At 52.8% G+C, this 18,893-nt stretch carries 8 protein-coding genes; 5 read left to right on the forward strand and 3 right to left on the reverse strand.

The genetic code is table 11. The features are described 5' to 3' along the window. Positions 1-19 precede the first annotated feature (19 nt). The 3 genes from AC53GJ_RS04500 to AC53GJ_RS04510 are packed head-to-tail and all read left to right on the forward strand — an operon-like array spanning position 20 to position 13,147. Positions 20-1,381 carry a S8 family peptidase gene (locus tag AC53GJ_RS04500; RefSeq protein ID WP_496732762.1) on the forward strand — a complete coding sequence of 454 codons (1,362 nt, stop codon included), beginning with the start codon at positions 20-22 and terminating at the stop codon, positions 1,379-1,381. A gap of 13 nt (positions 1,382-1,394) precedes the next feature. After that, positions 1,395-2,468, forward strand: a complete 1,074-nt coding sequence (locus AC53GJ_RS04505) for a TIGR03032 family protein (protein WP_496731344.1) — start codon at positions 1,395-1,397, stop codon at positions 2,466-2,468. Between the two features lie 26 nt (positions 2,469-2,494). After that, positions 2,495-13,147 carry an Ig-like domain-containing protein gene (locus AC53GJ_RS04510; RefSeq protein ID WP_496731345.1) on the forward strand — a complete coding sequence of 3,551 codons (10,653 nt, stop codon included), beginning with the start codon at positions 2,495-2,497 and terminating at the stop codon, positions 13,145-13,147. 70 nt (positions 13,148-13,217) lie between these two features. Here AC53GJ_RS04510 and AC53GJ_RS04515 read toward each other — a convergent pair whose 3' ends face one another. After that, positions 13,218-14,111 carry a phosphoribulokinase gene (locus AC53GJ_RS04515; protein WP_496731346.1) on the reverse strand — a complete coding sequence of 298 codons (894 nt, stop codon included), beginning with the start codon at positions 14,109-14,111 and terminating at the stop codon, positions 13,218-13,220. 111 nt (positions 14,112-14,222) lie between these two features. Between AC53GJ_RS04515 and AC53GJ_RS04520 the strand changes: the two genes are divergently transcribed. After that, entirely contained in the window at positions 14,223-15,233 is a 1,011-nt protein-coding gene (locus tag AC53GJ_RS04520; RefSeq protein ID WP_496731347.1) for a TolB family protein, read from the forward strand. After that, positions 15,230-15,640 carry an MAPEG family protein gene (locus AC53GJ_RS04525; RefSeq protein ID WP_496731348.1) on the forward strand — a complete coding sequence of 137 codons (411 nt, stop codon included), beginning with the start codon at positions 15,230-15,232 and terminating at the stop codon, positions 15,638-15,640. Before AC53GJ_RS04520 ends, AC53GJ_RS04525 begins: the two co-directional genes overlap by 4 nt. Positions 15,641-15,645: 5 nt before the next feature. Here AC53GJ_RS04525 and AC53GJ_RS04530 read toward each other — a convergent pair whose 3' ends face one another. Both AC53GJ_RS04530 and purD read right to left on the reverse strand, forming a co-directional pair. Then, a complete protein-coding gene (locus AC53GJ_RS04530; RefSeq protein ID WP_496731349.1) occupies positions 15,646-17,421 on the reverse strand; it encodes an ExeM/NucH family extracellular endonuclease in 1,776 nt (591 codons plus the stop codon). 168 nt (positions 17,422-17,589) lie between these two features. After that, on the reverse strand, positions 17,590-18,879 hold the full coding sequence (purD, locus tag AC53GJ_RS04535; protein WP_496731350.1) for a phosphoribosylamine--glycine ligase: 1,290 nt from the start codon (positions 18,877-18,879) through the stop codon (positions 17,590-17,592). Between the last annotated feature and the right edge of the window lie 14 nt (positions 18,880-18,893).

Genomic DNA, 18,893 nt, shown 5'->3' on the forward strand with positions numbered 1-18,893 from the left:
CATGAGGATTTAGGTTGTGATGCGGTGGTGGTTTGGCTTTATTCTATTGTTCGCACTGTTCTGGCATCACCCTGCGGTATGCCAGAACAAATTTTATTTTCAGCAGGGGAAACAATCTGTTGAACTCAGTTTACTGGCGCCCTTAACTGAGGATAGTCTGAGCCTGCCTGCCGAATTATGGCCCGGACAAATTCAAGTACGAGTGCGTAATCAGTTGATTTTAGTGACCCGGCAGCGATATCAGTTGGACAATCTGCCAACAGCTATGCGCTCGCAGGTGCAGCAACTGCAGTTGCTGCACCAGTATCAGGATAAATATCTTTATTTGTTATCGACCACCGGATTGCAGGGGAGTCTGCAGTTATTGCACCTGTTACAGCAGCAACCGGACATTATTCTGGTTCAACCAGATCTGTTGCCTTTGCGTGGTAAATTGATCAAAAATGATACACTCTTGCAGGCGCCTGTTGCCAGCCTGCAGTATGATGCAACAAAGTTTAACTTGTTCCGTTACGCAGCTCTGGATCAGCTCTGGTTAAAAACGCGCGGCAAAGGTGCGCGTATCGCACTGATAGACAACGGTTTTACCTTTAAACATCAAGCATTACAGCAAGTAAAACCAGTATTTAGCCATGATGTTGATATGAATATTCCAGGCGCAGTGGCGGAACAGCCTGGCAGCCATGGTGATAAAGTCGCAGCCTTGATTTGGGGCCGGGCACTATTACCGCCTAAGGCAGATGTGCAGGATCATCTGACCGGTCAGGCTTTTGGGCTGGCACCGGAAGCTGCCATGATTGCATTAAAATTGACCAAGCCATGGACGAGTCAGTTGTTGCAGGCCTTTATTCTGGCAGAGCAGCAACGGGCTGAAGTAATCAATCTGAGCTGGTTATTGCCATGGGTAGCCGCACCGCTGCGGGATTATCTGCATTATCTGGTGCAGTCGGCCAATCAAGGCAAGGGGATTGTGATTGTGGCCGCCGCCAATCCGGCTAGGGGAGACAACCATGGGCTGGCGGCAATGCCTGAGTTACTGGTGGTCAGTGCAACCGATCATCAAGGACAACTGGCCAATGCCAGTTGGGGAGCGAGCGTTGATGTGGCGGCGGTTAGTTTTATCCTGAGTATTGATCCTCATGACAATACTCGATTTGCGATGATGGCAAAGACTTCGGCTTCGGTGCCTGTAGTGAGTGCTGTAGTTGCCTTATTGCGGATGCTAGTTCCTGATTTGACGGCACAGCAGATAGAGCTATTGTTAACTGACAGTGCAGAAGTCAGAACCCAACTTGATGCCCATGGTGCAAAGCAAAATTATAAAACGTTAAATGTGAGAGCAGCACTACAACAAATAACACAAATCCCGAAATCGTATTAAAAGGAGCCCTGTTGTGCAGTCAGCAGCAGAACAAACTAGCAAGGATGAAATCGATATAGAGAACTTTGATTTCTCTTCCTCCTCCACTGCTTCATTTTTAACCTTTTTGCAGAGTTTTGGCGTTAGCATTGCGGTCACTTCTTATGACGGTCACCGTTTGATTGTGTTGCGTGAGGTGGCAGGTGAGCTGGATACTTTGTTAGTGCCGGTTGCCAGGCCCAGAGGGGTAACAGTATCAGGCAAAAAACTAACTCTGACCAGTTACACTGAGCTGATCAATTTTTATCGCGCAGATACCAATGCAGTCCCTGCAGAGATAACGCAAGGTGCAGATGCCTTGTATTTACCACGCAATATTCATATAACCGGTGAAATTAATGTGCATGACGTCGGTTGGGGACCAGAAGGTTTATGGCTGGTCAACAGCAGATTCAGTTGTCTTTGTACTCTACAGCCCGATCTCAGCTTTAAACCGCGCTGGTGGCCTTATTTTCTGGATGGACCGACCGGTGATGGTGCCGGACATCTGAACTGTATGGCAATGGAGCATGGGCAGCCGGCTTATGTCACTTGTTTTGGCCCCTTTACCGCACATATGTCCTGGCGTGAGCTGGATGATTTACACACAGGTTTACTGATTGATGTCGCGCAGAACCAAGCCGTGTTATCAGGGCTTTATATGCCACACTCGCCGACCATGTTTCAAAATAAGGTCTATGTTTGTAATTCAGGTTACGGCACTGTGCTTTGTTACGACCCTGCAACAGCCCAGTCAACACTGGTACTGGAATTACCTGGTTTTACCCGGGGTTTATGTTTTTATCAGCATTATATGCTGGTGTGTTGTTCTAAACATCGAACCAGCCAGGTCAAAGCTGTGATGCCGCTGGCGCAACTTTATCCAGAGGCACAAGCTGGTATTTATATTGTCGACACTACGGATTATGCGGTAGTGGCGTTTTTGCGTTTTGATGGTGATGTGGGGCAGCTGTACGACATCGTGGTGCTGGAAGATACCAGGCAACCGCTGGTACTGGGTCTGCAAGACGAAAAGTTAATGAATATTTTTGTGTCTAATCAGGGCTGATGCGGAATTAGCCAAGGAAAAGCCAGATGAAAAAACACTATACCAGGCTGGTACATGCGGTACCGCTGTTACTTGCGTTTGCTCCGGCCGGCCAGGTGGTGTCAGCCAGAGCTGCCTCCACCATGACCGCTAAACATAAAACCTTAGTGCTTGAGACTGAACAGCAGCAGCCATCTGCCGATGGTTTTGCCGCCTTTGGGAGCAGTCCTGAACTTGTCAGCAGCAGTCAGGCGGTCGGCATCAGCAACACCGCCATGCAATTGCAGCCATTGCCAAGAGGTTACCTGCAACAATATCTGCGTAAAAACAACCTTTCAGGCGGCAGTCAGGGGCTATTTACAGGCGTCAGGACCAGTGGTGATGCGGCCGAGTTGTTGCAAAATGTCGGCGTCTGTACTTCAGGAACTTGTCTGACCGGGACACCTAATGCCGGCCAGAGCTGTACCATTGATGCCGATTGTTATCCGTCAGATACCGCCCCTCCTGTGGTCAACAGTATCAATCGCAGTGGCAGCCCGGCAGCCAATGTAACCTCAATGTCATTTGTGATCAGCTTTAATGAAGTCGCAACCAATGTGTCAACCGACGATTTCCAATTGACCAGTACCGGCACTGCCACTGGCACTATTGCTTCGGTGTCAGCTGCAACAGGCAGTTCCATTACCGTCACCATCAACAGTATCAGCGGGGCCGGCACCCTGCGGTTAGATTTAAAGACCAGCACCAACATCAAAGATACCAGCAATAATGGTGGTGGCACCAACGGCTTTGTCGCTGCTTACACTTCAGGTCAGACCCATACCGTTGATTTAGTTGCGCCTGCCTTTCAAAACTCAACGCCCAGCCTGAGTGGCACCACTGATAGTGCAACCACGCTGGCTGTGCGGCTCAATGAAACTGGCACCGCTTATTATGTGGTGGTGGCGGATGGTGCGGCAGCGCCCAGTGCGGCTCAGGTGAAAGCCGGTCAGAATAACTCCGGTGCCGCGGCGCTGAAAAGTGGCAGTCTCAATATCAGCAATAACAGCACTGATTTTACCGCTAACATTACCGCCCTGACCGCAGGGACATCTTATGATGTCTATGTGGTAGCAGAGGACACCGCTACCAATTTACAAGTCAGTGCCAGCAAAGTGGATTTAACCACCCAGAGCCTTTCACCCACCATCAGCAGTGCCACTTATGATGCCAGCACAGGTCTATTGACCGTCAGCGGCAGCAATATCACCAACAACGGTGTGATTGATGTCAGCAAACTGACGCTGACGGGAGAAGGCGGTAGCACACATCCCCTGACCTCCGCCAATGTCAATGCCAGTGGCAGCACTGGCTTTAGTGTCACTTTAAATGCGACTGACAGAAATGCCGTGCAGCTGTTGCTGAATAAAATGGGTACCAGTTCAACCTCGGGCACCACCTATAACCTGGCGGCGGCGGATGACTGGGATAGCGCCGTCACCGCTGGCAACACCGCGGATTTAACTGGCAACGGCGTGACGGTCAGCAATGTGGCTGTGCCTGCCATCACCAGTGCAACTTATGATGCTGCTACTGCTACTCTGAGTGTGACTGGTACAGGCTTCAGCACAAAAGCGGGGGCAACCAACGACATTGATGTGTCTGGACTGACCTTTACGCTGGAAGGCGGTACCACCATTGCCCTGACTGATACGGCTGATGTTGATGTGTTATCCGGCACCGCTTTTAGCGTGCTGCTTAGCAGCACCGATCGCAATAGTATCAATCAATACGCCAATAAAAACGGCACTGCCTCAACTTCCGGTACCACCTACAATCTGGCGGCGGCAGAAGATTGGGCGACCGGCGCCGATAGTGCCGTGGTGGTTGCTGATTTAACTGGTAATGGTATTACTGTCAGTGGCGTCGCCACGCCACAACTGACTAGCGCTACTTATGATGCAGCGACCGGGGCCTTAGCACTGACGGGGACTAGCTTCCTGCGTAAATCGGGTGCCAGTGACGATGTTGATGCATCCATGCTGACGCTGACCGTCGAAGGTGGCGCGACTTACACCCTGACGGATACCCTGGATGTCGATATCAGTTCAGCCACGGCTGCCAGCCTGACATTAAGTTCGAACGATCGCAGCGCGCTGGCAACCTTGGTGAATAAAAACGGCACTGCGTCCACCGGAGGCTCCACCTACAATCTGGCTGCAGCCGATGACTGGGCTACCGGCGCCGATGCAGCCTTATTCTCGGCTGATTTAACCGGCAACGGTATTATGGTCAGCAATGTGGCAGTGCCCACCATTACCAGTGCCACCTATAACGCAGCGACCGGTGAGCTGCTCGTTACCGGCACTGGCTTGTTAGCGCTGGCGGGTGCCAACAATGATATTGATATCAGCAAATTACAATTAAGTGGTGATGATTCCGCCTACAGCCTGACGAGTGGCAGTGTGGACATCAGCAGCGCCAGTGGTTTCAGTGTCACGTTAAATGGCACTGATATCGCCGCGTTAACCAGCCGGATCAATAAAAATGGCACCAGTTCAGCGCTCAGCATGACCTATAATCTGGCCGCCAGTGAAGACTGGAACGCAGGGGCTGATAATGCTGTGGTGCTGGCCGATTTGACCGGGAACGGTATTACGGCAAGCAATATTCCACCTTCAGTCGCTGCTGTCAGTGCCAGTACCGCCAATGGTCGTTATAAAGCCGGCGACATCATCAGTATTGAGCTGAGTTTTAATGAAGTGGTCACTGTGACAGGCACGCCGCAACTGACGCTGGAAACTGGCAGCACCGATCAGGTGGTGAACTACAGTGCGGGTAGCGGTACGAGCACGCTGACCTTTAGCTATACAGTACAAGCTGGTGACAGCAGCAGCGATTTGGACTACCTGTCGGTGAATGCGCTGAGCCTCAATGGCGGCAGCATTAAAAATGGCAGTGCGGTGGATGCGATACTGACCTTGCCGGCGCCTGGCACCGCCGGATCATTGGGGGCGAATAAAGCACTGGTGATCGATACTGAAGCTGCCACGGTCAGCAATGTCACTGGTTCCACCGCCGATGGCAGTTATAAAGCCGCTGATGTGATTAGTTTACAAGTCAGTTTCAGTGAAAATGTAACCGTAACTGGTACGCCGCAACTGACGCTGGAAACTGGCGCAGTTGATCGGACCGTTGATTATGTCAGTGGCAGTGGCAGTTCGACGCTGGTGTTTAATTACACAGTACAGGCTGGGGACAGCAGCAACGATCTGGATTATCTGAGCAGCAACGCGCTGGTACTCAATGGCGGCAGTATTGTCGATGCTGCGGGCAACAGCTCAGTGCTGACCCTGTCACCCCCTGGCGCGGCCGGTTCGCTAGGCTTTAACAAAGCCTATCTGATTGATGCTGTGGCACCCACCATCAGCACCGCCACACTCAATAGTGCGGCACCTGCTGATGCCAGTATCAGCTATCAACTGACGTTTAGTGAAACTGTCAGCAATATAGATGCGGCTGATTTTAGTCTGAGCAGCACAGGCACAGCGGCTGGCACTGTCAGCGCCGTTTCTGTCAGCAGTGGCAGCAGTGTTACCGTGACGGTGAATAACATCAGCGGTACCGGCAGCTTAAGACTGGATCATGTCAGCAGTAATATTGTTGATACCGCCGCTAATGCGCTGGCGGCATACAGCAGTGCGCCCGTGCACCAGGTAGACCGTGACAGACCTGTCATCAGCGGGGTGGCCTTTGTGCAGAGCGCTATTGATGCCAGTAACCAGACTGCGGCGAGTTTTACTTTATCCGGGGCTGAAACTGCCACTACCGCCAATTACAGTATCAGCAGCAGCTCTGGTGGCACCCCTGTGACAGGTTCAGTTGCAGTGAACAATGCCGGTCAGACCATCAGTGGTGTGGATCTGAGCGGTTTGGGGGATGGCACCCTGACACTATCGCTGACCTTGACTGATGCCGCAGGGAATGTCAGTACACCGGCTGTGATGACCACTATTGCTAAAGACAGTCTGATCCCGCAACTGACGCAAGTCAGTGTGGCCAATGGCAACTACAAAGCAGGCCAGGTGCTGACCTTCACTGTGAGCTTTAATGACACAGTGGTTGTGGCAGGGACGGATTCAACCTTGGCAATCATGCTGGGCTCAACCAGCCGGCAAGCTAGCTTTGTCAGCAGTAACGGCAGCAGCCTGACTTACAGTTATACAGTGCAAGCGGGGGATAATACTGACCAGGATGGAGTGAAAATCCCGGCTGATGGCCTGGTCCTTAATAGCAGCACCATCAAAGACAGTGGTAATAATCCGGCCAATCTGAGTTTTGCGCAGAGTAACAACAGCAATGCCAAAGTGGATACCCAGACGCCAGTGGTGGCCGTGGTGACCAGTCCGGCGCAGGCAGTGTTCGTCAATGCGGACAGCTATACCATTGCGGGTACCCATGCTGAGAATGCGGTGGTGGTGCAGCTGTATGCCGACAGCAACAATGATGGAGTGGCCGAGGGCAGTAGTTTAGCCAGTTCCGATGTGGTGAATGGGCAGTGGAGCATTCCGCGCGCGCTACAAGCCGATACCGTACATAACTTTGTCGTGCTGACTGAAGACGCGGCTGGTAATCAGACGGCGGCAGTCGATGTCCCGACTATTACTGAAGATTCGCAGACACCGGTGCTGCCGGTGGTGACGGTGCCGGCCGAAGCGCTGGTGCTGAATGCTGACAATCAACAGATTAGCGGTACCCATGCTGAAAATGGCGTCATCGTTGAATTGTTTGCTGACAGCGACAATAACGGTGTTGCCGACAATGACACTGTGCTGGCGACTGCCACTGTGGCAGATGGTGCCTGGTCATTGACGGCTGTGCTGAGTCAGAACAGCAGTAACTATTTTGTGGTCAGAGCCAAAGATACGGCGGCGAATCAAACGGTTGCGGTGAATATCCCTGATATTACCGAAGATTCGCAGGCTCCAATCGTCAGCTCTGTCACAGTGCCAACGGCTGCCAGTTATGGCATCGGGCAGCAACTGAATTTCACGCTGAACGGCACAGAAAACCTGACGGTCGATACCACGAACGGCACGCCAAGGCTGGCGCTGACCATTGGCGGCAGCACGCAATACGCCAGTTATGTCAGTGGTTCAGGCACTACCACGCTGTTGTTCCGCTACACCGTACAAAATGGTGCTGAAGATGCCGATGGGATCGCGCTGGCGGCGGCTGTTGATGTCAATGGCGGCACTATCAAAGATGCGGTTGGACTGGATCTGCTGACCACGCTGAACAATGTGGGCGGCACTGCCGGTGTGCTGGTGGATGGTCTGGTGCCAACTATCAGCACCGCCACACTCAATACTGCGGCTCCAGCCGATGCCAGTATCAGCTATCAGCTGACGTTTAGTGAAACCGTCAGCAATATAGATGCGGCTGATTTTAGTCTGAGCAGCACAGGCACAGCGGCTGGCACTGTCAGCGCCGTTTCTGTCAGCAGTGGCAGCAGTGTTACCGTGACGGTGAATAACATCAGCGGTACCGGCAGCTTAAGACTGGATCACGTCAGCAGTAATATTGTTGATACCGCCGCTAATGCGCTGGCGGCATACAGCAGTGCGCCCGTGCACCAGGTAGACCGTGACAGACCTGTCATTAGCGGGGTGACCTTTGTGCAGAGCGCTATTGATGCCAGTAACCAGACTGCGGCGAGCTTTATCTTATCCGGGGCTGAAACTGCCACTACCGCCAATTACAGTATCAGCAGCAGCTCTGGTGGCACCCCGGTGACAGGTTCAGTTGCAGTGAACAATGCCGGTCAGACCATCAGTGGTGTGGATCTGAGCGGTTTGGGGGATGGCACCCTGACACTATCGCTGACCTTGACTGATGCGGCTGGTAATGTCAGTACACCGGCTGTGACTGCTACTATTGCTAAAGACAGTCTGATCCCGCAACTGACCCAGGTCAGTGTGGCCAATGGCAACTACAAAGCAGGCCAGGTGCTGACCTTCACTGTGAGCTTTAATGACACAGTGGTTGTGGCAGGGACGGATTCAACCTTGGCAATCATGCTGGGCTCAACCAGCCGGCAAGCTAGCTTTGTCAGCAGTAACGGCAGCAGCCTGACTTACAGTTATACAGTGCAAGCGGGGGATAATACTGACCAGGATGGAGTGAGAATCCCGGCTGATGGCCTGGTCCTTAATAGCAGCACCATCAAAGACAGTGGTAATAATCCGGCCAATCTGAGTTTTGCGCAGAGTAACAACAGCAATGCCAAAGTGGATACCCAGACGCCAGTGGTGGCCGTGGTGACCAGTCCGGCGCAGGCAGTGTTCGTCAATGCGGACAGCTATACCATTGCGGGTACCCATGCTGAGAATGCGGTGGTGGTGCAGCTGTATGCCGACAGCAACAATGATGGAGTGGCCGAGGGCAGTAGTTTAGCCAGTTCCGATGTGGTGAATGGGCAGTGGAGCATTCCGCGCGCGCTACAAGCCGATACCGTACATAACTTTGTCGTGCTGACTGAAGACGCGGCTGGTAATCAGACGGCGGCGGTCGATGTCCCGACTATTACTGAAGATTCGCAGACACCGGTGCTGCCGGTGGTGACGGTGCCGGCCGAAGCGCTGGTGCTGAATGCTGACAATCAACAGATTAGCGGTACCCATGCTGAAAATGGCGTCATCGTTGAATTGTTTGCTGACAGCGACAATAACGGTGTTGCCGATAATGACACTGTGCTGGCCACTGCCACCGTGGCAGATGGCGCCTGGTCATTGACGGCTGTGCTGAGTCAGAACAGCAGTAACTATTTTGTGGTCAGAGCCAAAGATGCGGCGGCGAATCAAACGGTTGCTGTAGATATCCCAGATCTCACCGAAGATTCGCAGGCTCCAGTGGTGTCCGTCAATCCGTTGTCGACCAATCTGCCAAGGCCGGCCTTGAGTGGGTCTGTCAATGATCCGGCCGCGGTGATTACGGTCACTGTGAACGGTCAGACCTATACCGCACAGAATAATGGCAGCAGTTGGTTGATTCCGGCCAATACTATTGCGGCATTGCCCGATGGTGTTTATCAGGTGTCAGTGGTGGCTACTGATGCATTGAATAACGCCAGCACGCCGGTGACAGCGCAATTAACGGTTGATCTGCAGGCGCCACAAGGTTACAGCGTGGTGATCGAACAAAACCGTATCAATAAAGCCAATGAAACCGCGCTGAGCTTCTTGCTGCAAGGCGCAGAAATTGGCAGCAGTTACAGTTACACCCTCAGTGACGGCACCAATAGCGTCAGCGGCAGCGGTGATATCAGTACTGCAACGCAGCGGGTCAGCGGCATTAATGTCACCAGCCTGGCGGAAGGGACGTTAACGCTGTCCCTAGTGTTAACCGACTCCTTAGGCAACAGGGGGTCCGCAGTCACCACCACAGTGCTGAAACGGTATAACACCGCGCCAGTACTGGCAGACATCAGTGGCACCACCGCGGAGGATGAACAACTCAGACTAACGCTGGCTGGTCAGGATGGCGAAAATGATAGCCTGAGCTATCAGGTGCAAACCCAGCCACAACACGGTACTGTCACAGTGGCCGCTAATGAACTGGTGTATACACCGGCGGCAAATTATCACGGTACCGACAGTCTGGTGCTGCTGGCAAAAGATGCAGAACTGAGTTCCGCACCCGCTACAGTGCAGATCACGGTGACGCCAGTCAATGATGCACCAGTGGCGCAGGATGATCGGATCAATCTGGCCAAAACAGCGAATAATCAATACCTGCTGGCGGTACTTGCTAACGACAGTGACGTCGATGGAGATAGCCTGACTATTGACGGGGTGCAGGCGGATGTCGGTATTGTCCGGCTGGCGGCTGGTGGTTTGCGGTTCACAGCGCCAGTGGATTATGTCGGCCCTGTTACGCTACGTTATACCCTGAATGATGGCAACGGCGGTCGTGCCAGTGCGCTGGTCAACCTGCTGATTGAGGGCAGTCGCAGCGGCACTGTGCCGGTGATTACAGTCCCTGCCGATGTTACCGCCAATGCGCAGGCACTCTTTACCAGAGTGGATGTCGGCACTGCAACTGCGGTCGACAGCGCTGGGGCTAAGTTAAAAGTTGCCTTAGTCAATAATTCGCTGTTCTTTGCACCCGGCTCGCACCTGGTGTACTGGCAGGCGACCGATGCCCAGGGCAATATCGCCACTAAATCACAGGCTGTCAATGTCAAACCATTGATTTCGCTTAGCAAAGATCAGACAGTGACCGAAGGTAATGAAGTGGTGGTGCAAGTACTGCTGAATGGTCAGTCACCGGTCTACCCAGTGCAGATCCCTTATACTGTCACAGGTAGTGCTGGTGGCAATGACCACACGCTGGTCGATGGCGTGGTTGAAATCAGTCAGGGCCTGAGCGCTGAGCTGCGCTTCCAGGTGCTGGAGGATGGCACTGCTGAAGAGCCAGAAACTGTGATAATCACGCTGGATCCGGCGCTGAATCGTGGCAGTCAGGCCCAAACGACCATTCGGATTTCAGAGCAAAATATTGCACCAGCTGCCGCGTTGCAAGTGTCGCAGGCAGGTGAAAAGCGTCTGACACTGAGTCAGGCCGGTGGTGTGGTTACTATTGAGGCCACAGTGACTGACGCCAATCCGGCCGATCAACTCAGTGGCAGTTGGATGTTTGCAGATCTTGTTGGTGCCAGTCAGGCCGGTGACAAGCTGAGTTTTGATCCGGCGCAGCAAGCCCCTGGGGTTTATCCGGTCAGCTATACAGTGCAGGATAACGGCAGCCCGCAGTTGCAGGCGACAGCACAGGTCTTTGTGGTGATCCAGCCTAGCCTGCCATTGCTGACGGATGCTGATTCTGATGGTGATTTGATCCCGGATAACAGCGAAGGTTTTGCCGATACCGATGGCGATGGTATTCCGGATTACCTGGACGCAATCAATGAATGCAACGTGGTGCCGGCGGAAGGTCAGCAACAGGTCAGCTATCTGGCCGAAGGCGAACCAGGGGTCTGTTTACGTCGGGGTAGTGTGGCGGTATTGAGTGATAGCGGTGGCTTGCAAGTGAAAGCTGTTGAACTGCAGCCAGACAGTACAGCCATTAACATTGGTGGTATCTTTGACTTTATCGCTTATGGCCTGCCTGTACAGGGGCAAAGTTATAATCTGGTGCTGCCACAGCGTAATCCGGTGCCCGCCAATGCGGTGTATCGTAAATTTACTGAAGCTGGCGGCTGGGTCGATTTTGTCAGCAATGAGCGCAATCGTATTGCCAGTAGCGCCGGTGAACGTGGTTTTTGTCCGCCACCTGGTGATAGCCGCTGGACGCCGGGACTGACCGAAGGTCACTGGTGTGTGCAGGTGACCGTAGAAGATGGCGGACCAAACGATGCGGATGGCATTGCCAACAGTGCCATTGTCGATCCGGGTGGGGTGGCGGTGCCAGCCAATGGCAATACAATGCCTGTGGCAGTCGCTGATACGCTGACCACGCCTATTAATCAGCCAGCTGTGGTGAATGTGTTAACCAATGACAGTGACGCCGATGGCGATGTGTTAACCATCACTCAGGCGGTTGGCAGTTTTGGCGCCTTGTTGATCCAAGCGGATAAACAGTTGTTATATACACCAAAAACGGACTTCTTCGGCACTGATGTGGTGGTGTACAGTATCAGTGATGGCAAAGGCGGAACGACCAGTGCTGAACTCACAGTCACGGTGCTGAACAATAATGCTCCCGTGTTAAGCAATGACACTGCGGCGACCGATGACAGAACAGCACTGCGGATCAATGTATTGGCGAATGACATGGATCCGGATGGTAATCCGTTAACCTTGTTAAGTGCCACTGCGCAGCAAGGGACTGTGACAGTACAAGATCAACAGTTAACATACGTTCCTAAAGCAGCTTTTGATGGGGTCGATACCATTCGTTATCTGGTGCAGGACAATTTTGGCGCCCAATCCGAGGCAGAGGTTAAAGTGACAGTGAAAGCATATCAGGAAGTGATGGTGGTCAATCAAAGTAGTGGTGGCAGCCTGTCACCGTTGTGGTTGTGCGGTCTGGCTGCGGCAGCCTTGATGTACCGTCGGCGGCGGTCGAAAGCACTGCTGGCCGGGGCTTTGTTGCTGCTGAGCCCGCTTGGACATAGTGCGGATTGGTACCTGCAGGGCAGTTATGGTCAAAGTAAAGCAGACAGCGCGGTAGCAGAATTTCAATCGCAGTTGCCCGCTGGCAATATCCTCAGTTTTGATGCAAAAGATCAATTTAAAGCAGTCCAGCTTGGTTATCAGTGGTATCCGGCGGTGGCGGTCGAACTTGGTTATCTGGACAGTGGTGAAGGGCAGTTAACACTCAAAGGCGATAGCCTGACCCCTGAGCAGTATCACCAGCAAGTTAAAACCTTCAGCCCGATTTTGGCGGACGGCATCACCTTGGGATTACGCTTAACACCATGGCAAGCTGGCAACTGGCGACTGGAAGTGCCCTTTGGTCTGATCCGCTGGGACAGTGAAATCAGCAGTCAACGCGGGGCGACTGAGCTGCGGACCAAACTCGATGGGCAGGAGCTCTATTTTGCGCTGGATTTGCACTATCAGTTTACGACAGACCTGAGTGCAGGGGTTGGTTATCAGAAACTGAAACTGGAACCGAATGATGTGGCTAATACTTATTTGCAATTACGTTATCGCTTCTGATTGAGCAAAGCACCAGGTCAGCGTGAAGTTGGCCTGGTGCTTTACACTACAGTAAAAAAGTGGCAGCCCCTTATTCCAGCCAGTTGACCTGACCCCGGGCCTGCCTTCTTTTTAACATCAAATCTTCAATCAACGGCGTTAAAATCAGTTCCATCGCCAGACCCATTTTACCGCCAGGCACCACCAGGGTATTGACCCGCGACATAAACGAACCGTTAATCATCTGCAGATAATACGGAAAATCAACATGTTTAATGCCACGAAAGCGGATCACGACAAAACTCTCATCCAGTGACGGAATATCTTTGGCACTAAATGGGTTTGAAGTATCTACAGTCGGCACCCGCTGAAAGTTAATATGCGTGCGGGAAAACTGCGGCGTGATGTGATTGATGTAGTCATCCATGCTGCGGACTATGCTAGCCTGTACCGCTTCTCTCGAATGACCACGCTCAGAGGTGTCGCGGATAATTTTCTGGATCCACTCCAGGTTGACAATAGGCACCATGCCAATGAGCAAATCGACATGTTGTGCCACATTGTGATCTTCAGTGACCACACCGCCGTGCAAACCTTCATAAAACAGCACATCGGTATCGGCCCGTAAATCCTGCCAGGGGGTAAAAGTGCCGGGCAACTGGTTATAAGGTACTGCCTCATCAAAGGTATGCAGATAACGCCGTACTTTGGCACTGCCATGTTCGGCGTAACTGGCAAAACAATGTTCCAGCGCAGCAAAATCATTGGCTTCGGCACCAAAATAACTGATGTATTTGCCTTGTTCCTTGGCTTTTCGTACCGCTAAATCCATCTCTGGCCGGCTGAAACGGTGGAAACAGTCGCCTTCGACCATGGCAGCATCCACCCCTAAACTGCGGAAAATATGCATAAAGGAGTTACTGGTGGTGCTGGTACCGGCGCCGCTGGAACCTGTGACGGCAATAATTGGATTTTTATCTGACATAGAGTTCCTGTTTGTCTGTTGCCCTGACCTTACCATAAAGGATAAAGTAAATCTTTCGCAACAGCTTTTAATGTCTGCACTAAGTGGCTCTGTTGATGCCTGGAGGATCTGATGTTTCATCCCGTTTCGTGGTTGCTGCGGCTTGAGCCTGCTGTGGCAGTTGGCAGTATCCGCAGCCAACTGTGCGCAGTGACCTGGCTGGCCAGTCTGATGTTGACTAGCTTCCAGCTTTGCGCTGCAGAGCAAAGCAGCCAGACTGCCACTGCTGCACCAGCCAAACCACCTGCGTTTAATTTGTTGTTGGCCGGTTTATCAGCGCAGAAGATCACCAAGTGGCAGCAAATTAATCAACAGCCGGGTTATTTTAATCAGCCTGAATTTAGTCGCGATGGTCAGACTTTGTATTACACCGCTGAGCAAACCAGTAGTACCGGCAGCCAGATGGACATCGCCAGTTATCAGCTCAACACAGGCCAGCGCGCTCTCGTCGCACAGACCACACTCAGTGAATACTCACCGACCATGCTGCCGGATGGCACTGGTTTGTCAGCGGTGGTGGTCGAAGCCGATGGACGACAAAGATTATGGCGATTAGCCGCCACAGCGCAGCCCCAGCTGTTATTGCCTGAGCTGATTGGTGTGGGTTATCACGCTTGGGGTCCCGAGCAGGATCTGCTGATTTTTCAGCTGGGAACCACTGCAGCGAGCCACCAGATTGTGTACCTTGATAGGGCGGGCAGCTTAACTGTGCTGGCAAAAAATATTGGCCGGGGTCTGGCCTGGCAGCCAGACCAACATATTGGTTATTTTACTGAGCGCACCGAGTCGCAAGACGAAGCCGCGCCAGAGCGTTTGGCGCTCAGTTGGTATAACGTGGCGACCAAACAACTCAGTCAGCGTCAATTGTTACTCCCGGCCGGGGCTCAGGACTTACGCTGGTTATCGTCGCAACTGTTACTGACATCCGCTGGCAATAAAATTTACAGCTGGCAGCCGGGTGAACCCAGATGGCAGCTCTGGTTAGATCTGGCCAGTGCCTGCCAGGGGACTGTCAGTCGTTTTAGTCTGACACCGGATCAAAGCCGGATTGCTTTTGTCTGTCAGCCGAAGGAGCAACAATGAGTGTGTTATTGTGGGTGTTGCTGGCGCTGGTATTGTTGCCTTATTTAGCCCGGATCCCGACTATTCGTGGCCAGATTGCGCTTGGTGGTTATGATTATCATAATCCGAGGGCGCAGCAGGCGAGGTTGGCTGGGCTGGCACAACGGGCCAATGCGGCGCATCAAAACAGTTTTGAAGCGCTGCAGTTATATCTGGCTGCTGTTGCTACTTGTGGTTTCAGTGGTCTGAGCGATGGTTGGATGCAACTGATGGCTCTGTGCTTTTTGCTGTGCCGTGTCGCATTTATTCTGTTGTATTGGCTGGATCGCGCCTATGTGCGCTCAACCGTCTGGGTGGTTGGCACCTTATTGATCCTGACTATGATAATAAGAGCAGCACTTAGTCTGAACTTTGTGCTGCCTGTTTAAGATAATTAAAACTTAAAGTCCATCAGCAATGGATCATGATCCGAAGCGCGAAATGGCGTGGGAGCAAAAAAGCGCTGTTGCTGGGCTTTGGATTTAAACTCGGTGTTGTAATCCAGTACCGCCGGTTCATCAGCATTGATATTCCAGTGCTGGAACTGCTGCAATTGCTTCGCCAGTGGCGCAGTGGCCAGGGCATGGTCCAGCGTACCTGAGCGGCCCTGATAGACAAATGACCAGTGCTGGCCCTGGCCCGCCAGATGTTGAAAGCCGGCTTGTTCCAGGCTGCGCACCGGATCTTCCTGCCGGTAAGCGTTTAAATCACCCATCACCAGTACTTTATCTGTGCTATTGCCGGTCGGATGACTGGCCAGCCAGGCCGTTAATGCCTGCGCTGCTTTAACCCGGGTTGGATTCCAGCAAGCCTGGCCATCGCCCTGATCGCTATCAGCCGACTGTTGTTTTGGACAACTGCCTTTGGATTTAAAGTGATTGATACTGACCGTGAGTTCAGTGCCTGAAGTTTGATGGCGGAAACTTTGTGTCAGTGGTGGCCGGCTGCCCCGATCAAAAGGTGCGTCCAGTTTCACCGCCGCAGTGCCGGCCTGGCTAACGGCAGCGCTACGGTAAATCATCGCGACTTTAATATCATCACCACCAGGTTTGACCGCGGTGCTGACAAAAGCATATTGCGCCGAGCCCAGTTGCTGATTCAGTAGACGAACCAGAGTTGCTATTGCGCTGTCGTCAGCTTCGCCATTATTTTCAACTTCCAGCAGACCGATAATATCGGCATCCAGCGCAGCCAGCGCGGCGATCATTTTGGCTTGCTGGCGCGCTAATTCTTCGGCATTGCTGGCGCCGCGTTTGGTTGGAAATTGTGGCTGCTGTCCGGCGCCGGTGAAAAAATTCAGCACATTAAAACTGGCGACTCGCAGGTTTGTTTCTTTTTTGGTTGCGGGTGCCGCGGGTCTTGGGTTCGCTGCAATAAAGGTCGGTTGCTGGCTGACCACCAGCCGATAACCCGCTTTGGTCTGCACCAGGAAACCTGCGACATCTTTGACCTGATCGCCTACCCGCACTGTATTGCTGGCGCTCAGACCACCGGTCGGAAAACGGACCGGATCGACATTTTGTCTGGGGTTATCATCGTCAATCAGCAACTGCTGTAGTTGTTGTTGTTGCTCAAAAGCGGCCGCAGCCGCGCCTGGTTGTTGCAATTCGGTGGCGATAAATAATCTTTTGTCTGCCAGCAGTAACTCGCCATAACGGGCCAGGCCATAACTGTCATTCACCAGCAAAGTTTGTGGCAGTTGCAGATAATGCCCTTCCAGTGCTTCCCAGTCCGTTAACTTTTGCACTGGCAAGGTCAGACTGGTACTGCGCACCGGCACCTGGGCGGCACAAATAGCACTGTGGCTGATATTGGTCAGGGCCGTCATCTGTTGTAATTCACGCACTGTGCCGGTCAGTTCGATCAGTTGCCCGCGCTGGTATAAAGTGGCCAGCTTGCTGTCTGCAATCAGCAGAGCTTCCGAAGTCGCGGCATCCTGATCCGGCGTCTGGCTCTGGATCAACAGCTTAGGTTCTTTGCTGCCGTGATATAAAGTACCTAGCACCACGCCTTGGGTGGACAAGGTTTTGCCAAGCAATGGGCTGGTGTCAGCCCGGCCCTGAATATCTGAGATAGCGGTAAATTCATGCTGACAAGCCGCACTGACCTGAAGTGATAACAAAACGCAGCTAACCGGCAGTAGCAGTCGGGACTTTACAAGTGAAAACATCGGATGATCCTGAACAAAACATAGCTGCACTATGCAGCCACAGGCGACCAGCTTAATTCAGTGGTAAAAATTGGCAAGCATTGCCAGCGGGAATTGACAGCTACTGGCGGCAGGATCCAGCAAAAATGCGCTGTTTTGCCGCAAAAACGGCAAAGCAGCGCCGATCATTTAACTTTGTTGCTCGCGCGCGACTGCACGGTAGCCAATGTCACGGCGACTAAAAACACCATCCCACTGGATCTGATCCACTAACAGATAAGCTGCTTGCTGGGCTGCCGTCACATTCTGACCTAAGGCGGTGGCACATAATACCCGGCCACCGGCCGTCAGTACCTGACCATCGCGCAGTTGAGTGCCGGCATGGAAAACCTTGGCTTCCCGGCTATCAAAGGTCGGTAAACCGCTGATGACATCACCTTTACGATAATCATCCGGGTAACCACCAGCAGCCAGCACCACACCAACAGCGGCACGGCTGTCAAATTGAATGCTGGTGTTGGCCAGCTCGCCGCGCACGGCTTGCTGACAAAGTTCCACCAGATCCGATTGCAACCGCAGCATGATGGGCTGCGTTTCCGGATCGCCAAAGCGGCAGTTAAATTCCAGCACTTTACAGGTGCCGTTTGGCGCCACCATCAGACCGGCATACAGAAAACCGGTATAGACTGTTCCTTCCGCCGCCATGCCGTTCACGGTTGGATAAATCACATGCTGCATTACCCAATCATGCACAGCTGGCGTGACCACAGGGGCTGGCGAATAGGCGCCCATACCGCCGGTGTTTGGTCCTTTATCGCCATTATCCCGCGCTTTGTGATCCTGACTCGATGCAAACGGCAGCGCCGTGGTACCGTCGACCATCACGATAAAAGATGCTTCTTCACCGACCAGAAACTCTTCAATCACCACCCGGCTGCCGGCTTCACCAAACTTGTTACCGGACAACATATCTTCAATTGCAGCAAAAGCTTCCGCTTCATCCTGCGCAATAATCACGCCTTTGCCTGCTGCCAGGCCATCAGCTTTGATGACAATAGGCGTGCCCTGTGCAGTGACATAAGCTTTGGCATCGGAAATGTCGCTGAAAGTTCCGTAACTGGCGGTCGGGATCTGGTGACGAGCTAAAAAGTCTTTGGCAAAAGCTTTGGAACTTTCCAACTGGGCTGCAGCCTTGCTCGGGCCAAAAATGGCCAGGCCGGCGGCCCGGAAACTGTCTACCACACCACGAGCCAGCGGCGCTTCAGGTCCGACAATGGTCAGATCAATCTGCTGCTGCTGCGCAAAGGCCAGCAGGGCAGGTACATCATCCGCTGCAATGGCGACATTTTCCAGATTGCTTTCCAGCGCAGTGCCGGCATTGCCCGGTGCCACAAACACCTGACTGACTGTTGGCGATTGAGCTGCTTTCCATGCCAGCGCGTGTTCGCGGCCACCGCCGCCTATCACAAGAACTTTCATCGACTGTTCCACTT

The sequence above is a fragment of the Rheinheimera sp. B2H12 genome (assembly GCF_059620065.1).